The sequence below is a fragment of the Rhodococcus sp. RCBS9 genome, from assembly GCF_029457415.1.
GTDB classification, from domain to species: domain Bacteria; phylum Actinomycetota; class Actinomycetes; order Mycobacteriales; family Mycobacteriaceae; genus Rhodococcus_F; species Rhodococcus_F qingshengii.
Genome location: NZ_CP120422.1, coordinates 780,017 through 800,329 on the forward strand (window position 1 = coordinate 780,017; position 20,313 = coordinate 800,329).

Annotated in this window: 18 protein-coding genes and 1 tRNA gene; 10 read left to right on the forward strand and 9 right to left on the reverse strand. The window is 63.5% G+C overall.

Annotated features, from left to right (window positions below; translation table 11 throughout):
* Nucleotides 1-135 precede the first annotated feature (135 nt).
* Both P0M12_RS03610 and P0M12_RS03615 read right to left on the reverse strand, forming a co-directional pair.
* Entirely contained in the window at nucleotides 136-777 is a 642-nt protein-coding gene (locus P0M12_RS03610; RefSeq protein WP_003946317.1) for a ScbR family autoregulator-binding transcription factor, read from the reverse strand.
* Between the two features lie 189 nt (nucleotides 778-966).
* Complete coding sequence (locus P0M12_RS03615; RefSeq protein ID WP_003946303.1) at nucleotides 967-1,620, reverse strand: TetR/AcrR family transcriptional regulator; 654 nt, start codon at nucleotides 1,618-1,620, stop codon at nucleotides 967-969.
* A 154-nt stretch (nucleotides 1,621-1,774) separates the two neighbouring features.
* Here P0M12_RS03615 and P0M12_RS03620 point away from each other — a divergent pair.
* The 6 genes from P0M12_RS03620 to P0M12_RS03645 all read left to right on the forward strand — a co-directional run bounded on the left by P0M12_RS03620 (nucleotide 1,775) and on the right by P0M12_RS03645 (nucleotide 7,856).
* Nucleotides 1,775-1,845 (forward strand) — tRNA-Gln (locus tag P0M12_RS03620).
* A gap of 64 nt (nucleotides 1,846-1,909) precedes the next feature.
* Nucleotides 1,910-3,361, forward strand: coding sequence for a bifunctional UDP-N-acetylglucosamine diphosphorylase/glucosamine-1-phosphate N-acetyltransferase GlmU (gene glmU, locus P0M12_RS03625; protein WP_083291724.1), 1,452 nt, complete (start codon nucleotides 1,910-1,912; stop codon nucleotides 3,359-3,361).
* Between the two features lie 71 nt (nucleotides 3,362-3,432).
* On the forward strand, nucleotides 3,433-4,413 hold the full coding sequence (locus tag P0M12_RS03630; RefSeq protein ID WP_003946284.1) for a ribose-phosphate diphosphokinase: 981 nt from the start codon (nucleotides 3,433-3,435) through the stop codon (nucleotides 4,411-4,413).
* A 362-nt stretch (nucleotides 4,414-4,775) separates the two neighbouring features.
* Complete coding sequence (locus P0M12_RS03635) at nucleotides 4,776-5,309, forward strand: hypothetical protein (protein WP_058226039.1); 534 nt, start codon at nucleotides 4,776-4,778, stop codon at nucleotides 5,307-5,309.
* Between the two features lie 79 nt (nucleotides 5,310-5,388).
* A complete protein-coding gene (locus P0M12_RS03640) occupies nucleotides 5,389-6,969 on the forward strand; it encodes an SLC13 family permease (protein ID WP_007728891.1) in 1,581 nt (526 codons plus the stop codon).
* Complete coding sequence (locus tag P0M12_RS03645) at nucleotides 6,969-7,856, forward strand: cyclase family protein (RefSeq protein ID WP_054827666.1); 888 nt, start codon at nucleotides 6,969-6,971, stop codon at nucleotides 7,854-7,856. The genes P0M12_RS03640 and P0M12_RS03645 overlap by 1 nt, the downstream gene beginning before the upstream one ends.
* A 3-nt stretch (nucleotides 7,857-7,859) precedes the next feature.
* Here P0M12_RS03645 and P0M12_RS03650 read toward each other — a convergent pair whose 3' ends face one another.
* The 6 genes from P0M12_RS03650 to P0M12_RS03675 all read right to left on the reverse strand — a co-directional run bounded on the left by P0M12_RS03650 (nucleotide 7,860) and on the right by P0M12_RS03675 (nucleotide 14,794).
* Nucleotides 7,860-9,065: a PQQ-dependent sugar dehydrogenase gene (locus tag P0M12_RS03650; RefSeq protein ID WP_054188780.1), complete on the reverse strand. Its 1,206-nt coding sequence runs from the start codon at nucleotides 9,063-9,065 to the stop codon at nucleotides 7,860-7,862.
* Nucleotides 9,066-9,197: 132 nt separating this feature from the next.
* Nucleotides 9,198-10,169: an L-histidine N(alpha)-methyltransferase gene (egtD, locus tag P0M12_RS03655; RefSeq protein ID WP_261254798.1), complete on the reverse strand. Its 972-nt coding sequence runs from the start codon at nucleotides 10,167-10,169 to the stop codon at nucleotides 9,198-9,200.
* A complete protein-coding gene (gene egtC, locus P0M12_RS03660) occupies nucleotides 10,166-10,912 on the reverse strand; it encodes an ergothioneine biosynthesis protein EgtC (RefSeq protein ID WP_007728904.1) in 747 nt (248 codons plus the stop codon). The genes egtD and egtC overlap by 4 nt, the downstream gene beginning before the upstream one ends.
* 1 nt (nucleotide 10,913) lies before the next feature.
* Nucleotides 10,914-12,221 (reverse strand): ergothioneine biosynthesis protein EgtB, encoded by a 1,308-nt coding sequence (gene egtB / locus P0M12_RS03665; protein ID WP_277377450.1) that lies wholly within the window; start codon nucleotides 12,219-12,221, stop codon nucleotides 10,914-10,916.
* Nucleotides 12,218-13,441 (reverse strand): ergothioneine biosynthesis glutamate--cysteine ligase EgtA, encoded by a 1,224-nt coding sequence (gene egtA, locus P0M12_RS03670; protein ID WP_003946302.1) that lies wholly within the window; start codon nucleotides 13,439-13,441, stop codon nucleotides 12,218-12,220. Before egtA ends, egtB begins: the two co-directional genes overlap by 4 nt.
* 78 nt (nucleotides 13,442-13,519) lie before the next feature.
* The gene (locus P0M12_RS03675; RefSeq protein WP_277377451.1) at nucleotides 13,520-14,794 is read right to left on the reverse strand and encodes an APC family permease; all 1,275 of its coding nucleotides are present in this window, start codon (nucleotides 14,792-14,794) and stop codon (nucleotides 13,520-13,522) included.
* Nucleotides 14,795-14,808: 14 nt separating this feature from the next.
* Here P0M12_RS03675 and P0M12_RS03680 point away from each other — a divergent pair, with 14 nt between their 5' ends.
* Nucleotides 14,809-15,990: an aminotransferase class V-fold PLP-dependent enzyme gene (locus P0M12_RS03680; protein WP_277377452.1), complete on the forward strand. Its 1,182-nt coding sequence runs from the start codon at nucleotides 14,809-14,811 to the stop codon at nucleotides 15,988-15,990.
* An 82-nt stretch (nucleotides 15,991-16,072) separates the two neighbouring features.
* On the forward strand, nucleotides 16,073-17,533 hold the full coding sequence (locus P0M12_RS03685) for an FAD-dependent oxidoreductase (RefSeq protein WP_277377453.1): 1,461 nt from the start codon (nucleotides 16,073-16,075) through the stop codon (nucleotides 17,531-17,533).
* Here P0M12_RS03685 and P0M12_RS03690 read toward each other — a convergent pair.
* Nucleotides 17,530-18,735 carry a GAF domain-containing protein gene (locus P0M12_RS03690; protein ID WP_191908640.1) on the reverse strand — a complete coding sequence of 402 codons (1,206 nt, stop codon included), beginning with the start codon at nucleotides 18,733-18,735 and terminating at the stop codon, nucleotides 17,530-17,532. The two genes, P0M12_RS03685 and P0M12_RS03690, sit on opposite strands and share 4 nt — an antisense overlap.
* A gap of 290 nt (nucleotides 18,736-19,025) precedes the next feature.
* On the opposite strand from P0M12_RS03690, the gene P0M12_RS03695 reads away from it, so the two are divergent.
* Nucleotides 19,026-19,634 (forward strand): 50S ribosomal protein L25/general stress protein Ctc, encoded by a 609-nt coding sequence (locus P0M12_RS03695; protein ID WP_003946242.1) that lies wholly within the window; start codon nucleotides 19,026-19,028, stop codon nucleotides 19,632-19,634.
* 106 nt (nucleotides 19,635-19,740) lie between these two features.
* Entirely contained in the window at nucleotides 19,741-20,313 is a 573-nt protein-coding gene (gene pth, locus P0M12_RS03700; RefSeq protein ID WP_003946229.1) for an aminoacyl-tRNA hydrolase, read from the forward strand.

Genomic DNA, 20,313 nt, shown 5'->3' on the forward strand with positions numbered 1-20,313 from the left:
ATCGGACTTCCAGATTCCCATCAACACTATAAACATACTCTTAGTTTGTTTCGAATGCAGAACAAAGAGAACAATGTCCCTACCAGGACATTTGCAGCAAATTGACCAAAGGAGCAGTGCGGAGAGCCAGTGATTTCAGTGATCACTGGCAAGGCGACGGGCCGCGAATTGCCTGAAGTACTCCACTTTCGATTCCGGGACCACGATCGGAAGTATCAGATTCCACGATGCCTTCATGGAGTCCGAAAGCTCACGAACGGTCCCGGTCGCGGCTGCCATCAGCCGAACTCCCGACGCAACTTCCAACAGGAAACGAGCAATGTCAGCAGAATCCGCGTCCGAACGCAGATCACCTTCGTCGGCGGCACGGCTGGCAAGTTCACGGTAAATGTCGAGCCACACGTCCAGAGTCGCCGGCCCGGAGCCCCGGTAGTCCCCGATCTCGACCAACAAGCGGAACGTCGCTCTAACCATGGCGTCATGCGCACCGATGTCGACGATGACCGACGAAATACCGATCAGTGACTCGAGTGCGGGAGTTCGACGGTCCAACCAGAGCTCACATTTTGCGTCGAAACGTGCCGAACCCTCGTCTATCACCGCCCGCGCGAGTTCTTCCTTGGACCCGAAATGGAAGTACAGGGCGCCTTTCGTCACCTGCGACTCGGCGATGATCTCGCTCAAGCTGGCATTGGCATAGCCCAGGCGCAAGAACACACCCGCTGCTCCGCGCAGCACCGAATCACGGGTGGCTTCTGCCCGCTCTTGCCTCACCATCGATCCGGCCTCCAATCACCACACATCGAACGAATTCTTGGTCTTACCCGTTCACAGCGTCAAAATGGATGGCACGGTTCGGCATTCAACCCACCCTGCAAACAAATGAGACATTTGCCCATCAAACGATCGTGATACAGCGAACACAGCTTAGACCGCGATCCATCTCTGCGCGGCAGGCGCGCCTGGTTAACCCTCCAATTGTGGATCGGCTTCCAGATTCGTCAGCCCATTCCAACACAAATTCACGAGGTGAGCGGCGACAACTTCCTTCGACGGAGTCCGTTCGTCGAGCCACCAAGTAGCCGTAGTGGACACCATGCCGACAAGCGCCTGTGCGTACATCGTTGCTAGTCCGGGGTCGAAACCGCGTCTGGAGAAGTCCCCCGCCAACAGGTAGCCCACCTGACTGATCGCGTCGTTGAGGAGGCTCGAATATGTCCCACTGGGCGCGACAACGGACGAATCGCGCACGAGTATCCGAAATCCGTCGGTGTGCTCTTCCACGTAGGTGAGCAAAGCCAACGCAACCCGCTCGACTCGAACTCTCGAGCGATTTTGTGAGAGCGAAGACGTGATCATCTCGAGGAGTCGCGACATCTCCCGGTCCACTACGACGGCGTACAGCCCCTCCTTGCCGCCGAAGTGCTCGTACACGACAGGCTTGGACACGTTCGCGCGCTGGGCGATCTCCTCGATCGAGGTCGCTTCGTATCCCCGTTCGGCGAACAATGCCCGCCCGATCTCGATCAGCTGTTGCCGACGTTGGGTACCGGTCATCCGGATCCGTGTCACTCGTTCGGGAACTGGATCCCCGCCACCCGAACCGGACACCGTCGCCATTGTCTTCCTCTCGCCGACACACAAATTACTGCTGTGGACGCTCAGCCTATCGGGACTTCAGGGGCCCGATCGGAGGAGCGGTTCGACCTACGGCGGGTCGGCATGCGATTATTCTCTCGCGCGTTCGGCCGCAAGGCTCGGCAATGCGTGGCAATCCGCCGTGGTGTAATGGCAGCACCTCTGATTTTGGTTCAGATAGTTCAGGTTCGAGTCCTGGCGGCGGAGCTGGTGAACAACATGCTTTCCCGAGCGGAATGTATGTCTTGATCGACAGAGGGAGCTCAAACCAGTGCAGACCGCCGTGATCGTTCTCGCAGCGGGTGCCGGTACACGAATGAAGTCGAAGACTCCCAAGGTCCTCCACACTCTCGCCGGACGCAGCATGCTGGCACATTCGCTTCACGCGGCAACCTCACTGAATCCCACGCACCTGGTGACCGTCGTCGGTCACGATCGTGAGCGTGTCACCGAAGCCGTGAACGCAGTCGCCGGGGAACTGGACCGTTCCGTCACCGTCGCCGTTCAGGACGAGCAGAAGGGCACCGGGCACGCTGTCAGTTGTGGGCTCGAGGGGTTGCCGGCCGACTTCTCCGGGACCGTACTCGTCACAGCCGCCGACGTGCCTCTGCTCGACGGCAAGACCATCGCAGACCTCCTCGCCCAGCACACGGCTGCTCCCGCGGCCGCGGTGACGGTGTTGACGTCGACGGCCGTCGACCCCACCGGCTACGGGCGAATCCTTCGTACGACGGACGGCGAGGTGAACGCCATAGTCGAGGAGAAGGAAGCCACCGATTCGCAGCGCTCGATCACCGAAGTCAATTCAGGGGTCTACGCCTTCGACTTCGAAACTCTGCGCGACGCGCTGGCGTCCCTCGACTCCAACAACGCACAACACGAGTTCTATCTCACCGATGTGATAATGATCGCCCGTCGCGCGGGCAAGCGTGTTCGTGCTCAGCACATCGCGGATTCGGTTCTCGTCGCGGGGGCCAACGATCGCGTGCAGCTCTCGATGCTCGCCCGCGAGATGAACCGTCGGATCCTCGAGAAGTGGATGCGTGCCGGCGTCACCGTCGTCGATCCTGCGAGCACATGGATAGATTGCGGCGTGCACGTCGCACAGGACGTGACGCTCCTGCCCGGAGTTCAGTTGACCGGCACGACCTCGGTGGGCGAAGACGCCGTGATCGGCCCGGATACCACCTTGGACAACGTGAGAGTCGGTGAGCGCGCAGTCGTCGTCCGCTCGCACGGGACCGACTCCGTTGTCGGCGCGGACGCGACTGTCGGCCCCTTCGCCTATCTCCGGCCTGGTACCCGCCTCGGGGCACACGGCAAGATCGGCGCCTACGTGGAAACCAAGAACGCGGATATCGGCGAGCATTCGAAGATTCCGCATCTTACCTACGTCGGCGACGCCACCATCGGCCATCACAGCAATATCGGAGCTTCGAGCGTCTTCGTCAATTACGACGGGGTGAACAAGAGCCGTACTGTGGTGGGGTCGCATGTCCGAACAGGCTCCGACACCATGTTCGTCGCCCCTCTCGTCGTGGGAGACGGCGCATACACGGGTGCGGGCACGGTCTTGAAGAACGACGTACCGCCTGGGGCGCTCGCCGTCTCGGGTGGGGTGCAGCGCAACATCGAGGGCTGGGTCCAGAAGAATCGTCCCGGCACACCCGCGGCCGATGCCGCTGCAGCAGCTGCACAACCTGACGGCCCTGCAACAACCTGACAGCCCTGCACAACAGACAGCACAGATCACCACCAGATCGACCGGCAAGCACAAAAGGACGGCATGAACCAGTGACTGCGAATTGGATCGACAACCAGAAGAACCTGATGTTGTTCTCGGGTCGCGCACATCCCGAGTTGGCGGAGCAGGTGGCGAAGGAACTCGACATCCGCGTCACCCCGCAGACCGCGCGCGACTTCGCGAACGGTGAGATCTTCGTTCGATTCGAAGAGTCGGTTCGCGGCTCCGATGCGTTCGTCCTGCAGAGTCATCCGGCACCGCTGAACACGTGGGTGATGGAGCAGCTCATCATGATCGACGCTCTCAAGCGTGGATCGGCAAAGCGCATCACCGCCGTTCTTCCGTTCTACCCGTACGCCCGCCAGGACAAGAAGCATCGCGGACGCGAGCCGATCTCCGCTCGCCTGATTGCCGACCTGCTCAAGACCGCCGGCGCCGATCGCATCATCACGGTCGACCTGCATACCGATCAGATCCAGGGCTTTTTCGACGGCCCCGTCGATCACATGCACGCACACAGCCAGTTGGCCAACCACATTCGCGCGGGCTACAACCTCGAGAACATCACGGTGGTGTCCCCCGACTCGGGCCGCGTTCGTGTCGCCGAGAAGTGGGCCGACTCGCTCGGCGGAGCACCGCTGGCATTCATTCACAAGACGCGCGACCCGTTGGTACCCAACCAGGTCAAGTCCAACCGCGTCGTCGGTGAGGTCGAAGGTCGCACCTGCATCCTGATCGACGACATGATCGACACCGGCGGAACCATCGCCGGCGCGGTCAAGGTGCTCAAGGAGGCCGGTGCAGGTGACGTCGTCATCGCTGCAACCCACGGCGTCCTCTCCGACCCTGCGGCCGAGCGTCTGTCGACGTGTGGCGCGAAGGAAGTTGTTGTCACCAACACACTTCCGATCGACGAGTCGAAGAAGTTCCCGACGCTGACGGTGCTGTCCATCGCACCGCTGCTCGCTCGCACCATCAAGGAAGTTTTCGAGAACGGTTCTGTGACTTCGCTGTTCAACGGCAGCGCCTAGTCTCGCGCCGCACTACGGGCGCGTACCTGTGACTTCACGGTCACCGGTACGCGCCCGTCGTCGTCTTCGTGAAGGTCTCAGAAACAGACCACCCGGTCATCATGAAACCACCTGTGGGACACACGAATACCGCCGAATGCGGCGATTGACATGATCTTGATCACGCTCCCGTCGAGAAACCCAGGTCGATGTTGGGGCGGTGTTCACCGCGCCGCAATCTTCGCCTAGTGTGGCTCGTCGTGATCGACGCGCAAACCCTGGAATCCCGGCCCGAATCTCATTCCCTGAATTCATCAGTTCCGACGATCCGGCGGTGGCGCCCAGGATCTTGTGTCTGGTGCGGAGACGACAACTCCGTGGACATGTTCCGCAACGAACCCCGCTGCGGAAAATGCCGTGAAAACGAAGGCATCATCGACGACGCCAAGCGCTTCCTCGGCATGTACGGTCTGCGCCCGCTCGGCGGCACGCTGCAGTCCGACGACGACGAAGAGCGCGAGTACCGCGTCAACGCACGCGAGGCACGCCGAGTCCTGAACGAGATCCGTATGGACGTCCTTCCTGATGCGGCCGCTGTTCGCAAGGCAATTCGGCCCCGCGCCGCAACGGTTGTCGCCGACACGTCACCCGCACGCGCTTCCCGCCCCGCCAGCACGGGCACAGCGACGCGTGTTGCCGCTCCGGTCAAGACCGACACCGTGGACATCGACACGCTCCAGACGCGCGTCCTAGGGCTTCTCGATCAGCTCGGTTCGATCGACGAGCAGATCAAGGTCGCCGAACTCGCACAAGGGTTGCCGGCTCGCGCACGACTGAGCGATCTGAACAAGCAGAAGGCCACGGTTCTTCGCACGCTGGCCGCTCTCGAGAAGGCCCGCATCGCCGCCTCCAACTAATTCCCCTCGCGTCCGTCCCACGGCCCCGTCTCACTTGCGAGACGGGGCCGTTCTGTATGAGCAGGTACCTTTACGAATCGTGAATGACATCACCATCACTTTCGTCGTGCTTGCACTGGTCGTGGCGCTGTTCGTGATCGGCCGAATCCCGGTCGGCATCATCGCGATCGGCACTGCCCTGGCGCTGTACGCCACCGGTGTGATCACGATGGAGCAGGCGCTCGCCGGATTCGGCGATCCCACGGTGGTGTTCATCGCCGCGCTTTTTGTCGTCAGCGAAGCCCTCGACGCCACCGGTGTCACCACATGGGCGGGCGAGAAACTGCTGGCGAAAGTCGGCGAATCCCGAGTCCGTCTCGTGAGTGCGATCATGTTGCTGGTTGCCGCGTTGACCGCATTGATCAGCGTCAACGGGGCCGTAGCCGCGTTGGTACCGATGGTGGTCGTCTTGGCGGTACGTCTCGGTAAATCGACGTCACAACTGCTTCTGCCGTTGGCATTTGCCGCCCATGCCGGATCGATGCTCACCTTGACCGGAACACCGGTCAACATCATCGTTTCCGAAGCCGCCGAGGAATCCGGGGCCGGTGCTTTCGGGTTCTTCAGTTTCACCTTGGTCGGTGCGCCGCTCGTATTGGGAACGATTGCGATCGCCGTACTTCTCGGTCCTCACGTCCTCCCCCATCGTGCGGGGACGTCGATGTCGCCTGACCTGAGCCGGCATGCCAAGACCCTCGCGAAGCAGTATCAGCTCATGGGAAAGGATGCGCCGTCCGCAGAGCCCTTGATCACCAAGCACGACGGCGTGGTCGAAGTGATCATCCCGCCGCGCTCGGAAATGATCGGCGACAGGGCTTTTCCGGGCATGGTGACCGACAGTGGAGATCTGGTGATACTCGCAGTCCAGCGCGCCGGTGAGGACTGCGGCCCCAAGGGCGTCAAGTTGGCGGCCGGTGACACGCTTCTCCTGCAAGGAAGCTGGGACGATCTCGACACCCACACCGCCGTCGATCCGAACGTCCTCGTGGTCGACGCACCTGCCCAGATCCGTAAGCAGGCAGCCCCGTTGGGAACCCGCGCGGTCATCGCTCTCGTCGTCGTTGCGGCGATGGTAGTGATGCTGACGTTCGGATTGGTGCCGTCCGCGATAGCCGGACTCCTCGCGGCATGTGCGATGGTGCTGCTACGAGTCATCAGCGTCGAGCAGGCGCATCGGTCCATCTCGTGGACCACGTTGATTCTCGTCGGCGGAATGATCCCGCTGTCGACCGCAATCCAGCAGACCGGCGCGGCCGAAAAGCTCGCGCATGCGTTTGTCGACGTCGTCGGTGGGGCAAGCCCGTATGTCGTCGTCGCTGGACTCTTCGTCGTGACGGCGACTCTGGGCCAGCTGATCAGCAACACTGCAACCGCGTTGATCATCACGCCGATCGCGATCTCGGTCGCCATCGAACTCGACATCTCGGTGCTGCCCCTTCTGATGACGGTCACCGTCGCTGCCGCGGCCTCCTTCCTGACGCCCGTAGCCACTCCCGCGAACATGATGGTGATGGGCCCTGGTGGTTACAAGTTCGGCGACTACTGGAAGCTCGGACTCCCGATGTTGTTGTGGTTCCTGATAGTTGCAACGGTGTTGATCCCAGTGATCTGGAGTTTCTGATGTGCTCACCGAAGGTCTTGTCGGAGGTCTACGAATCGATCGGACGCGAAGGCAGGAAGATCAGCCGTCGATCGATGTTCGCGGCGCTGGGCACCGGTGCCCTCGGCGCGACCGTCATGGCCGGCGCTGTACAGCCCACTGCGTCGGCAACGCCATCGGGTCGGACCATTGTCGATCTGACCCACGTACTGACGCCGGAGTTCCCGGTGTGGCCGGGCGCGCGCTCGTTCGAGATGAGGAACCTGGCGAAGATCGCCGACGCCGCCGGATCTCTGGGCTCGCTCGGCTCCGCCGAGTCAGGTGGAAACTTCTACCTCAACGAACTCCGCCTCGAAGAACACACTGGTACTCACATCGACGCTCCCGCACACGCCAGTGCGGACGGAATCACCGTCGAGAAGATTCCCGTCGCCGACCTCGTCGTGCCGATTGCGGTCGTCGACATCAGTGCCCGAGCCTCCGTCGACCCCGACACACTGCTCACCCGCCAGGATATCCTCGATTGGGAGTCCCTCCACGGGACCATCGCTCCCCGCAGCCTGGTTGCGATGAACTCGGGTTGGGATACCCGGGCCGGTGCCGGTGGCGCCTTCACGAATCGAGATGCACTCGGCGTGCAACACACACCGGGATTCAACCCCGAGGCGATCGACTTTCTCGTCCGCGAGCGCAACATCGTCGCCGTGGGCTCGGACACCCTCAGCATCGACGCGGGCCGAAGCACCACCCACGGGGCTCACCGAAGCGCTTTGGGCTCAGGAAAGTACGCAGTCGAAGCCATCGCAAATCTGTCCGCACTTCCGGCCGTCGGCGCCACGGTGATGGTGGGAGCGCCGACGCATGCGGGTGGTTCGGGTGGTCCGTGCCGGGTCATCGCCTGGTACTGAAGATCAGGGCGTGGGCGTCACCCGCAGCACCTTGTCGCCGGCGCCGTTGTCGGTGGTCACCAGGAGCGAGCCGTCGGGCGTCGGGGTCACCGACCGCAAGCGACCGAACTGGTTCTCCAACCCGAAGGTCTGCGCGTCGACCGAGCGTCCGTCGGCATTCAGGCGGAGGAAGATCAGTTCCTTGCTCTTGAGGCCACCCATTACGAGCGCACCGTCCCAGGCACCCCATGCAGCTCCACCGGTGAAGGCAGCGCTGGCGGTAGCCAACGTCGAGCTACCCGAACGCCACACCGCCGCAATTGCTCCCGGCACTCGCACCGGGTCGGTCATCGGCACGGATTCGTCGTACGTTCCGGGAAGCCGATCCGGGCGGTAGCCGTAATTTCCGCCGGGGGTAAGCAGGTTGACTTCGTCGTCGACACTTGTGCCCTGTTCAACCGAGTACACCCGGCCGGTTCCGGGTTGCACGGCCAAGCCTTGGACGTTGCGGTGCCCGAGCGTGTAGACCGGGCTGGAAGCATTCGGATTCCCCGCCGCCGGAGTTCCGTCGGCGTTGATGTGCAAGACCTTGCCGCCCAGCGAATTCGGATCCTGGGGGACGCTCGGCGTCGCGGTGTCACCCGTCCCGACGAACAGCGTTCCGTCCTGCGCCGCAAGAATTCGGCAACCCCCGTGACGCCCGGACGAGACCGGGATTCCTGGCAATACAGTTCCGGTTCGCGTGAGTGCGGTCCATCCGGCGTCGACGGTCCACGCGATCACTCGAACGTCCGTGACTCCCCCAGCGCTGAATCCTTGGCAGGTGTACAAGGTGCGCGACTGAGCGAAGTCGCGAGCAAGCGCGATGCCCATGAGCCCGGTTTCGGACTGCGCGTAGAGATCCGAAAGGTCAGCAGCGACTGGACCTGTCGTGTTGTCGCCTCGGCGAACGAAGAATCCGCCGGATCGTTGTCCGGTCAGGATTGCACCGTCCGGGGCCGCCACCACGTCCCAGGGGTGGTCGAGTCCGTCGACCAGTGTGGTGACCGACAACTGCGGGAGGGTGTCCTCGATGGGTATGTCCGGGTCGTCGCTCCCCAACGATCCGGTGCTTCCGTTGCCGAAACTGCCGGGGTCGAAGGGGAATGGTTGAGCCACGCTCTGCGTTACCGGCATCACCAGTACTGCAGTCAGGGCCACGGTCAATGCGGCGAGCTTCGGATGACGCACGCGTTCTCCTCGGGTCGGAAACCGTTCTGCGCCTCACTATAAACAGACAAATCGGTCTGCGCTGCCGGAACCGAGCGCACAGAAGTCGTTCCCAGACGCGGAAACCCGCGTTTCGAGTCGATTAGAGAACGCTCACGCCCGCTGCGCGCACAACAGCGCAAAGCGCTGATCCTGATCCGTCCACACCTTCCGTACCCCGAAGCCCGCGGACGCGAGTTCCGCGGCAATCCCCTCCTCGGTGAACTTCGCCGAGATCTCGGTGCGCAACTGCTCGCCCGCTGCGAAGGTGATCTCCAGATCCAGGTCGTCGATATGCACCGAGACTTCACGAAGTGCTTCCAGGCGCATCTCGATCCACTCGTTCTCGGCATCCCAGAGCGCGACGTGACGGAAGTCCTCCAAGGGAAAGTTCGCTCCCAGTTGCTTGTTCAGGACCGAGAGAACATTGAGATTGAACTGCGCAGTCACACCGGCAGCGTCGTCGTAGGCGGGCACGAGAACTGCGGGATCGATCACCAATCCCACACCCAGGATCAGGTTCTCCCCCGGAGCGAGCACCGCTGCGATCCCCGAGAGGAACTCGGCTCGTTCTGCCGGAACGAGATTGCCGAGAGTTCCACCGAGAAACGCGACCGCCCGCCGTCCACCACCTGGCAGATGATGCAGCGAACCGGTGAAGTCGCTGACCACTCCGAGCACGTCGATTCCGGGAAACTCGGCACCGACTTGCTGCGCCGCACCTTCGAGGGCCGTCACCGAAACATCCTGTGGTACATACGTTCGCAGAGTTCCGCGAGCCGTCATCGCGTCGAGGAGTAACCGCGTCTTCTCAGAGGAACCTGAACCCAGTTCGATCAGGATCTCGGGTTCGGTCAACGCCGCGATCTCGTCGGCGTACCGAGCGAGCAGGCCGCGTTCGGTACGGGTGGGGTAATACTCGGGTAAGGCCGTGATCTCCTCGAACAGTTCACTTCCACGCGCGTCGTAGAACCATTTGGGCGAGAGCCACTTCGGCGTAGCGGTCAAGCCCTCCCTGGCCTCGGCTCGCAATGCGTCGACCGATTCGGCCGGTGTCAGATAAACCTCGAGCGTAGGGGTTTTCATTGTTCTCCCATCGGTATCGGGGTGATGATCAAATGGCCGGGACGCGCGCAGACGATGTGCCGGTCCGGCACCTGCTCCCAGTCCGGTGAACGATCGGACGGTTCGGAAACGATCAGTGCCCGCGACTCGTCGACCCGCGTGTACAACGTGTGGCCCCACGCCGTGGCCCACAGTTCCTGCCCGTCGCCGAACAGGAGGTTCAATCGTGAATCCGGTGCCGCCGCAGCCACATCGTGAACGAGGCTCGTCACGGCGGCTTCCGCGGGCTTCGACTTCAACCGATGCCGAAGCACTGTCCACAACAAGGCAGCATCCGTCGGCGCGGGCATCTTCAGCAATTCGACGGCCGGAACTTCTGCTGCCAAGTCGGCGAGTGAGCCAGGCCAACCGGATACCGCTCCGTTGTGGCTGAAAGCGTAGGTTCCGTCGACGAACGGTGCGCAGGCACCGATCTCGACGGCCATCCCCTCCGTCGCGGAACGTACGGCGGCGAGAACGGATCCGGAAACGATGTGGGACAACGTCTCGTCGACTGTCGGGTCCGACCAGATCGGCGAGATACTGCGGTACCGTCCCTGCCTTCCACCGTTCCACCACACCGCGCCGAATCCGTCGGCATTGATGGTCCCGCCGCCACGCATCTCGCGAGGTGCCCACGACTGTCGCATCAGTGAGTTCTCGCCGTCGTGGAGGAGTTCACGAACCGAACGCGGCGGCCCGAGATACCCGAGGTGCCGACACATGTCAGGATCTACCCGAAATCGTTCTGGCGCAGCGAAAACCCGAGAAGATCTGGCGCCTGATCGGGTGGTCCCAGTTGCGGAACGTCCCCCGGCAGGCAACGCTGTCGGTCCCGAACGATCCCCCTCGCAACACTTTGTAGTCGCCGCCGAAGAACACCTCCGAGTACTCCCGGTAGGGGAAGGCCCGGAAACCCGGATACGGATGGAAACCCGAAGACGTCCACTCCCACACGTCACCGATCAATTGCTCGACACCCGCTGCCGATGCACCCACCGGGTACGAGCCGACGCCGGCGGGACCGAGATGGCGCTGACCGAGATTGGCAAGTTTCTCGTCTGCGGACACGTCCCCCCACGGGAATCGTCGCGATCTTCCGGATTCCGGATCCCACCGCGCGGCCTTTTCCCATTCCGCCTCGGTGGGAAGCCGTTTGCCTGCCCAGCACGCGTAGGCCTCGGCTTCGTAGAAGCTCACATGCACGACGGGCTTGTCCGGTGGGACCGGAGCCTCGACGCCGAAAGTCTCGTGCCACCAACCCGAACTGTCGCGTTCCCAGAACAGTGGTGCACGGAGCTTCGCGTCGACGCGATGCCGCCAACCGTCACGGGACCACAGTTCCGGTCGGGAATAGCCGCCGTCCTCGATGAATTCGACGAACTGCCCATTGGTGACCGGGAATCTGTCGATCGCGAAGTCGGTGAGATAGACCTGATGCGCAGTGCGCTCGTTGTCGAGTGCCCACGGTTCGTCGTCGGTCCCCATGACGAAGGGGCCGGCGGGAATCGTGACCTCGTCGAGTTCCGGCATGCGGGCCGCTTGCGGAGCGGGTGTCGCAACGAGTGCCGTGGGTCCCGAACGCAATTGGTGTGTTGCGAGCATGGTTTCGGCGTGTTGCTGCTCGTGCTGCGCGATCATCCCGAAGGCAAAACCGTCCATGTCGAGTTCTGTGCGTCCGAAGGTGCTGGCTTCGAGCACATCCCAGACCTTCCCGCGAACCGTACGTACGTATTCGCGCGCCTCGGCCGGGTTGAGCAGGGGAAGTGTGGGTCTCGACGATCTCGAATGCTTGAACGCGTCGTACAGCTCGTCTATGTCGCTACGCACCGGATCGCGGCCACCGACATCTCGCACCAGCCAGAGTTCCTCTTGATTGCCGATATGCGCCAGGTCCCACACGAGTGGACTCATCAACGGGGAATGCTGAGCGACCAATTCGGTATCGTCGACGCAGTCGGTGAGCAGCGTCGACCGCTCACGCGCTCGCAGAAGTACGGCCTCGACCGCTTCCTTGGTGATCTCCCCCGTCATGTGTCGCTCTCACCGGGCACAATTGCGCGACAACACCGTTCGGCTGCGGCATCGAGAAGACGGACAAACTGCGGCTCCGGCGCGTACGACGCGGCAAGCGACATCAGAGAGGTTGCCGCCGAACGCAGTTCGACGTCGTCCAAACCGTACTCTGCCGCATCCCGCCATCTCCCGGCCGTCGACGCTGCGGCATCACTCGCCTCACGCATCACGGCAGGCCCGGACAGCAACGCGTCGATCGCTGCTACCGGTACTCGCCACAGATCTCCCGGCTGCGCATCGATGTAGCGAACCTCCAGATGGCCGACAGCGCGAACCGGCGGGAACAGCGTGGACAGGTGATAGTCCAAGTCCGCCCAGACGGGTCGGCGTCCGATCTCGGCATCCAAAGCGCCGTCTATCCAGTCCCCGAAAGTGGCACCCCGCGGAGCCGTCCAATCGTCGCCCTCGTTTCGCACACACATCAGCGGAACATCGAGCGCCCAGCCGGCGTAGTCCTGCACTTCCGGGACTGCGACCGTTCGCCAGGAATCGAGTTCGAGCCACGTCCGCATGCGTTGGGACGCCCAATCCCCTCTCGGAACCCCTTGCAAGCGTGGAGAACACGCAAACGCAGCGATGAGCGCCGGCCCCATGTCCCCGAGGAGCCGCCAACGCTGGGCAATGGACTCCGGGCTGCCGCCGGCATCGACACTGACCTGCACTGCTGCTGTATTGCACATCATCAAGGTGCCGTACGGTCCTATCCCGGCGAAGCGGGATTCCATTGCGCAATAACGTGGCAACCGGAGAATCCGGGAAGGTGGGCGGGCGACGTCGGCCGCGGCAGAACTGATTTCGATGGAGTACGACGCGAGGAGTGTTTCGAGAGTACGACGGTCTTCGTCGAGACAGTCACACAGTTCTCGGGCGGACGTCCGCGGCGCTGACGAGAGTTCGATCTGTCCGCCAGGTTCTACGGTGACGAGGCTGCCACGAGGAAGCGGAACCGCTGGTGAATCCGGGTCGATACTGGTGGGTGCGTGTCGCCCGAGTGCCTTTGCCAGAGTCGCTGCTGACGGCCGCTCCCCACCGGGAACCTGGCTGGTCAGCCATTCGAGCTCAGCTCCGACCAAACGGGGTGGCCCCTGTTTGAAGCACACACCACCGACGTAGGCCTCGGCCGCAGGACGTGAATCCACCTGCGTGGTCTGTGCTGCTGTCAACGCTGCTGTCACCATTCGACTTCCCCTTCGGGCGGTCTTCGCGGTCGCTACCGACGATAGAACGCCAACGTCCGAGATGCACCCTTTGTGGTGTTACGTGTCGTTGAATTTCTTCAGTCGTATCCACCGGTACCCACAACCGGCCAGAACCACACCTGCCCCGGAAACAACCGCGATCCACGGAAGTGTGACGACCAGAACGACACAACCAGCCGCGCCGACCGCTTGCAGCCACTTCGGATACAACCGGTCCACACCCCGTTGGCTGTACGCACTCACGTTCGCGACGAAGTAGTAGAGCAGCACTCCGAACGACGAAAAGCCGATCACCCCACGAAGATCGGTTGTCGCGACCAAGGCGATCACAACGGCACCGACCACAAGTTCCGCATGGTGAGGGACCCCGAACCGTGGATGGACTGCAGCGAGGGCCACTGGCAGATCGCGCTCGCGGGCCATCGCCATCGCCGTACGACTCACGCCGGCGATCAGAGCCAGCAGCGCCCCCGCCGACGCCGCCGCGGCACCGATCACCACTACGGGAACGGCCCAACTCCACCCGACTGCGCCCACCGCATCTGCCAGTGGTCGCGCCGAATTCGCCAGCCGATCAGGTCCCAGCGTCACCAACAGCACCACCGCTACCAGCGCATAGAGGATGACGGCGACGGTGAGTGCGATCAGGATCGCCCGCGGAATCGTTCGACGCGGATCACGCACTTCCTCCCCCAGCGTCGCGATCCTGGCGTACCCGGCGAAGGCAAAGAACAGCAGTCCCGCCGATTGCAGAATGCCGTACCACGACCCGAATGCGAGATCCGGGAACTCGCGCACCGCACCAGGACCGACGACGGCAACCACCAGCGCTACACACAGCGCCGTCGTCGACACGGCGACGATCACCCTGGCCATGTGCGCCGTCCGCGTGACTCCGCGGTAGCTGACTGCAACCAGCGCTGCCACCACCAATACCGCGACGGGGACACGCCAGGCCGTAGGCGCAACATACGTCGCGAAAGTCAGAGCCATTGCCGCGCAGCTCGCGGTCTTCCCGATCACGAACGACCAGCCGGCGGCAAACCCCCACCAGGGTCCGAGCTGCTTACGTCCGTAGACGTAGGTCCCACCTGAAGTGGGGTATCGGGCCGCAAGTTGCGCCGACGACGTCGCGTTGCAGTAGGCGATGAACGCTGCAATCACCAGGCCCACAAGCAACCCGGTACCGGCTACTGCGGCAGCAGGCGCGAACACCACGAAGACTCCGGCGCCGATCATCGCGCCGAGGCCGATCACCACGGCATCGACCGTGCCCAGCCTTCGCTCCATCGGGACAGCTTCGTTCACAGGTAGTTTGAACCACACCGACATGAACGGAAGGTGCCATGTTCGATCTCGACACGATCCGCCGCGACACTCCCGGATGCCTCGACAAGGTGTTCCTCGACAGCGCGGGATCCTCGCTCCCGCCCGAGCCGGTGCTGACCACGATGATCGAGCACCTGCGACGTGAAGCCGACGTCGGCGGATACGTCGCAGCTGCTCGTCAGAGCGGCGCCCTCGCTGCTGTTCCCCATTCGCTGGCCCGGGTCATCGGTGCTCAGGCAACCGATATCGCTTTGACGGACAGCGCGACCCGCGCGTGGAACGACTTCCTCGCTGCCGTTCCGCTCGGACCCGGTGATCGAATTCTCATCAGCGGAGTCGAATACGCGAGCAACGCCATCGCTGCACTGGGGCGGGCGCGTTCGACCGGTGCCCACGTCGAGATCATCCCGAGCGATCAGTACGGACGCATCGACCTCGACGCACTCGAGAACATGCTCGACGATCGGGTTCGCGTCGTCTCCGTCGTCCACGTCCCCACCAACGGCGGCCTGATCAACCCCGTCCGCGAGGTCGTCGAACTCGCGAGGGCCCACGGCTCGCTCGTTCTGCTCGACGCATGCCAGTCCTTCGGCCAATTGCCCATCGACGTCACCGAACTCGGCGTCGACGCCCTCAGCGCAACCGGCCGCAAGTGGCTCCGCGGGCCACGCGGAACCGGATTCCTGTACGTCCGCCCCGGACTCGTCGACGCACTCGAACCCGCTGCGATGGACCTGCACGGAGCGGAATGGACCGGCGAGAACAGCTTCGTACCCGCACCGGACGCAACACGATTCGAGCTCTGGGAAACGAGTGTCGCTGCGCGCCTGGGTCTCGGCGTCGCCGCCGACTATCTGCTCACGATCGGCACCGACACGGCGTGGGAGCAGATCGAATCCCGAGCAGTCACGCTGAGGGAAGGTCTGGCAGCGATTTCCGGAGTCGAAGTCCGCGATCGAGGAACCGATCTGAGCGGCATCGTTTCCTTCACCGTCGACGGTATTTCCGAGCACCTGGTTCGGGATCAGCTTGCAGCACAGAACATCACCGTCACCGTCAGTGGTCGCGGGTCCACCCTCCTCGACATGGATGCCCGCGGGCTCGATGCCGTGGTTCGCGCATCGCCGCACTACTTCGTCGACGAAGCCGACCTGGACACATTTCTGTGCGCGGTCAGGGGATTACAAACCTCCCGTTGACCGGGACCATGCCTGATCTGTGGAAGTCGAAACTGCAACTGTGGGGTGATCAGCAGTTTCGCCTTCCGAGAGGACTATTCGCATGGCCGACCCCACCGTCAGACCGATCTCCGCTGCCGACATCACCACCTGGGACTACGAGGCCGACGTCGTCGTCGCGGGATACGGCATCGCCGGCGTCACCGCTGCGATCGAAGCAGCGCGTGCCGGCGCCGAGGTGCTCGTCCTGGAGCGGACGGGCGGTTGGGGCGGAGCCGCGTCACTGGCTGGTGGATTCATCTACCTGGGCGGTGGAACGCCGTTGCAGAAGGCGTGCGGGTTCGAGGACTCGGTCGAGAACATGAAGACGTTCATGAAGGCAGCGCTCGGCCCCGGAACCGACGATACGAAGATCGACGCGTACTGCGAGGGCAGCGTCGATCACTACAACTGGCTCGTCGACGCCGGGGTCCCGTTCAAGGAATCGTTCTGGGGTCAGCCCGGCTGGGAACCGCCGTACGACGACGGCCTGATGTACTCGGGAGGCGAGAACGCCGCGCCGTTCAACACCCTCGTCGATCCCGCGCCCCGCGGACACGTTCCGCAGATGTCCGAGAAGAACACCGGCGAGAAGGGCGGCGGCTACATGCTGATGAAGCCACTCGTCGAGACGGCCGAAAAGCTCGGTGTCCGAGCAGAATACGATCTGCGCGTCCAAACTCTGGTGGTAGACGGCGATCGGGTTGTCGGCGTCGTCGCCAAGCGTTACGGCAAAGACGTCGCGATTCGCGCACGCAAGGGCGTCGTGCTGGCGATGGGCAGCTTCGCGTACAACAACGAGATGGTGCGCTCGAACGCACCGCGTATCTTCGGCCACCCGGCGGCCTCCATCGAGGCGCACGACGGCCGCGCAATCCAGATCGGTCAGGCACTCGGCGCCGACACCGCACACATGGACGCCACCGAGGTCGCGTTCTTCTGCGACCCGCAGTTGATGGTGCGCGGCATTCTTGTCAACGGCCGCGGTCAGCGATACATCCCCGAGGACACCTACCCCGGCCGCGTCGGCCAGGCAACGCTGTTCCAGCAGGACAACCAGGCATTCCTCGTGATCGACGAAGCTGCGTACGAGGAAGGCATGAATGCCGAATCGTCCAGTGCACAGTTGCGGGCGCAGCCGAGCTGGGTGGCGGAGACCGTCGAGGAACTCGAAGGCGAGATGGGATTGCCCGCCGGATCGCTGCAATCCACCGTCGACCTCTACAACCGGCACGCGGCTGAAGGTTCGGATCCGGTGCTCGGCAAGAAGTCCGAGTGGGTGAAGCCGATCGTCGGCCCGTTCGCGGCAATCGATCTCCGTGGCCGCACAGGCGGATTCACGCTGGGAGGATTGAAGACCACCGTCGATTCCGAGGTTCTGCACGTCTCGGGTGCGCCGATCCCCGGACTCTTCGCAGCGGGTCGCTGCACGTCCGGTGTCTGTGCGGGCGGTTACGCCAGCGGGACAAGTCTCGGCGACGGCAGCTTCTTCGGACGTCGTGCCGGAATCAGCGCGGCGCGCTAGATCACCACAACTCGCACGCCCTCGGCAAAGCGGTACGGCTGAGTCTGCAGGACCGCGCCGAGGTGTTTCCTCAGTCTGGACACCTCGGCGCGCACTGCCACGACATGCTCGCGATCACCGAAGAGCACTTCGCTCAGGCCTGCGGCATCCACACCTGCCGAACCGACGGCTGCCAGTGCCCGCAAGATCTGAGCGTGACGCGGCGAAAGCGCGCGCGTCCAGTTGGCGTCACCACGCACCGTCACCTGCGGCGATGCGCCGAGGGCCAGCTCCAGCTCGATCAACGGCCCGCCGACGCCGGTGCGCAACAGCCAGCCGTCTCCGAGCGGCTCAGGCAGACACATCCCCAGACCTGGCACGATGACGGGCTTTCCCGCACTGGGTGCTGCCACGCGGTCAGGCGCGGCAATCCCGCTGGCGCCGGCCACCCAGCCGTACTCGTCGACCACCAGCGCCGGACCTGTTCCTGCCGCGAACAGCGGTGCCGCCCGCGAGCGCAGGCGCTCGAGCGAAGCCGCGTGCTCGCGCCACAGCGTCGCCTCCGCGAGGCGAACCGCGGTGCGCACCAGCGCGACGGTGGTGGGATGCACCGAAGCTGCGGATCCACTGATGTCCACCACGCCCAGTATCTCGCCCGTCCGTGGGTCGTGCACAGGCGAGCCGGTACACGACCAATTGTGATGCGTGGGCGCATAGTGCTCGGCCGAGAAGAGTTGCACCGCAGAGTCTTCGATCAGCGCGGTACCTATCGCGTTGGTCCCCACCGACTGCTCCGACCAGCGTGCGCCTTCCGCGAACCCGAGAGCGTCCGCCGCACGTTTGACGGTCTTCGCCCCTTCGCGCCAGAGCAGGACACCGTCGGCGTCGGCAACGACCACGATGAAGCCCGCGTCCTCGGCGACCTCGGTGAGCGTGGTTCGCAGTTCGGGCAGAACGCTTCGCAGCGCGGTACGCGAACGCCTCGCCTCCAACTCGGAGAAATCGGCGACAGTAGACGCACCGCAGTGATCCGGCGTGAGCCCGCCGGCGGCCACCCTCGACCACGACCGCGCCACGACGGTCCGCGGCTGCGCCGGTGGTTCCTGGCCGGAGAGAACTGCGTCGTGCACCCGACTGAGTAGGCGAGCATGCTGCGACAGGTCGGTACCCGGCACGACGGCACCGAGCCGACTGCCTTCGGGAGCGTTCCCCACGATGGTCACTCCGTCAGGCTACCGCTTTCGATGTGACGCGAACCACGTCCACACGGCCAGGTCCCCACCACCTGCGATTAGCGGCCGGGAGCAAACTCCGGTAGCGTATCCAAAGTTGTCTCGGCGAGGGTGAATCGCAGCAGTTCCACACGTTGCAGGTTTACCGTGATCGACGCGGCTACGGCTCAGCTCGAGCGTTTCGCTCCTGGCCGTGTGCGCGCCTGTCCGCCTTGCCGCAGGCAAAACCACACGTCAGTAAACCGAGCACGAACCCCGTGAGTTGTAGGAGCCGTTTCATCATGTCTGAAGAAAACAACCTCGTCGCCGTCGTCCGCACCGAATTCGGCAAGGGCGCAGCTCGCCGCGCACGTCGTGACGGCCAGGTCCCCACGGTTCTGTACGGCCACGGTGAAGATCCCCGCCACCTCAATGTGCCGGCTCGCGACTTCGCCGCCATCCTCCGTGCACACGGCACCAACGCCATCCTCACCCTCGACATCGAGGGCACGGAGCAGGTTGCACTGACCAAGTCGGTCGTCGTGCACCCCATCCGCAACTACATCGAGCACGCCGACCTCCTCGTCATCAAGAAGGGCGAGAAGGTCACGATCGACGTGAACGTCATCGTCGTCGGCGATGCTGCTGCAGGCACGATGGTCGCGCAGGACGCATCCACGATCTCCATCGAGGCCGACGCGCTTCACATCCCCGAGCAGATCGAGGTTTCGGTCGAGGGTCTCGAGATCGGCACCCAGATCCTGGCCAGCCAGCTCGAACTGCCCAAGGGCTCGACCCTGCAGGCTGACGCCGACACCCTGATCGTCAACGTCGTTGCTGCACCCACCGAGGCAGACCTCGAAGAGGGCGCAGAAGCTCCCGCCGCCGACGAGGCTGCAGAAGAGGCCTGATCCTCTCGGTTCCAACAGAACTCACTGCGCGCGGCGCGTCATTCCGATTCGGAGTGACGCGCCGTTCGTGCGTAGCAGGAAAAATCAAGCCAGAAAGTAGCGTCCGTTGAGCACAGATACCGCCCTCGTCATCGGCCTGGGTAATCCCGGCCCCCAGTACGAGAAGACCCGGCACAACGTCGGCTTCATGGTCGCCGGCACCCTTGCCGGGCGCATGGGCGGAAAGTTCAACGTACACAAGAAGAGTGGTGCCGAAATCGTCGAAGGTCGCCTCGCCGGCCGGCGCGTGATTCTCGGAAAACCACGCTCGTACATGAATCTCTCGGGTGGCGCTGTCGCCGGTCTCGCACGGTTCTTCTCGGTCGACGCCGCGAACATCATCGTCGTCCACGACGAACTGGATCTCGATTTCGGGACGATCAGACTCAAACTCGGCGGCGGCGAAGGCGGCCACAACGGCCTGCGGTCCATTTCGAGTTCGTTGACCACCAAGGACTACCTGCGCACGCGCGTCGGGATCGGTCGTCCGCCGGGCCGCATGGACCCGGCGGACTACGTTCTCAAGCCGTTCTCGTCCACGGAGCGAAAAGAACTCGATCTCGTATGCGAAGAGGCTGCGGATGCAGTGGAGCTACTGCTTGAACTCGGGTTGGAAGCCGCACAGAACCGCCTGCACTGA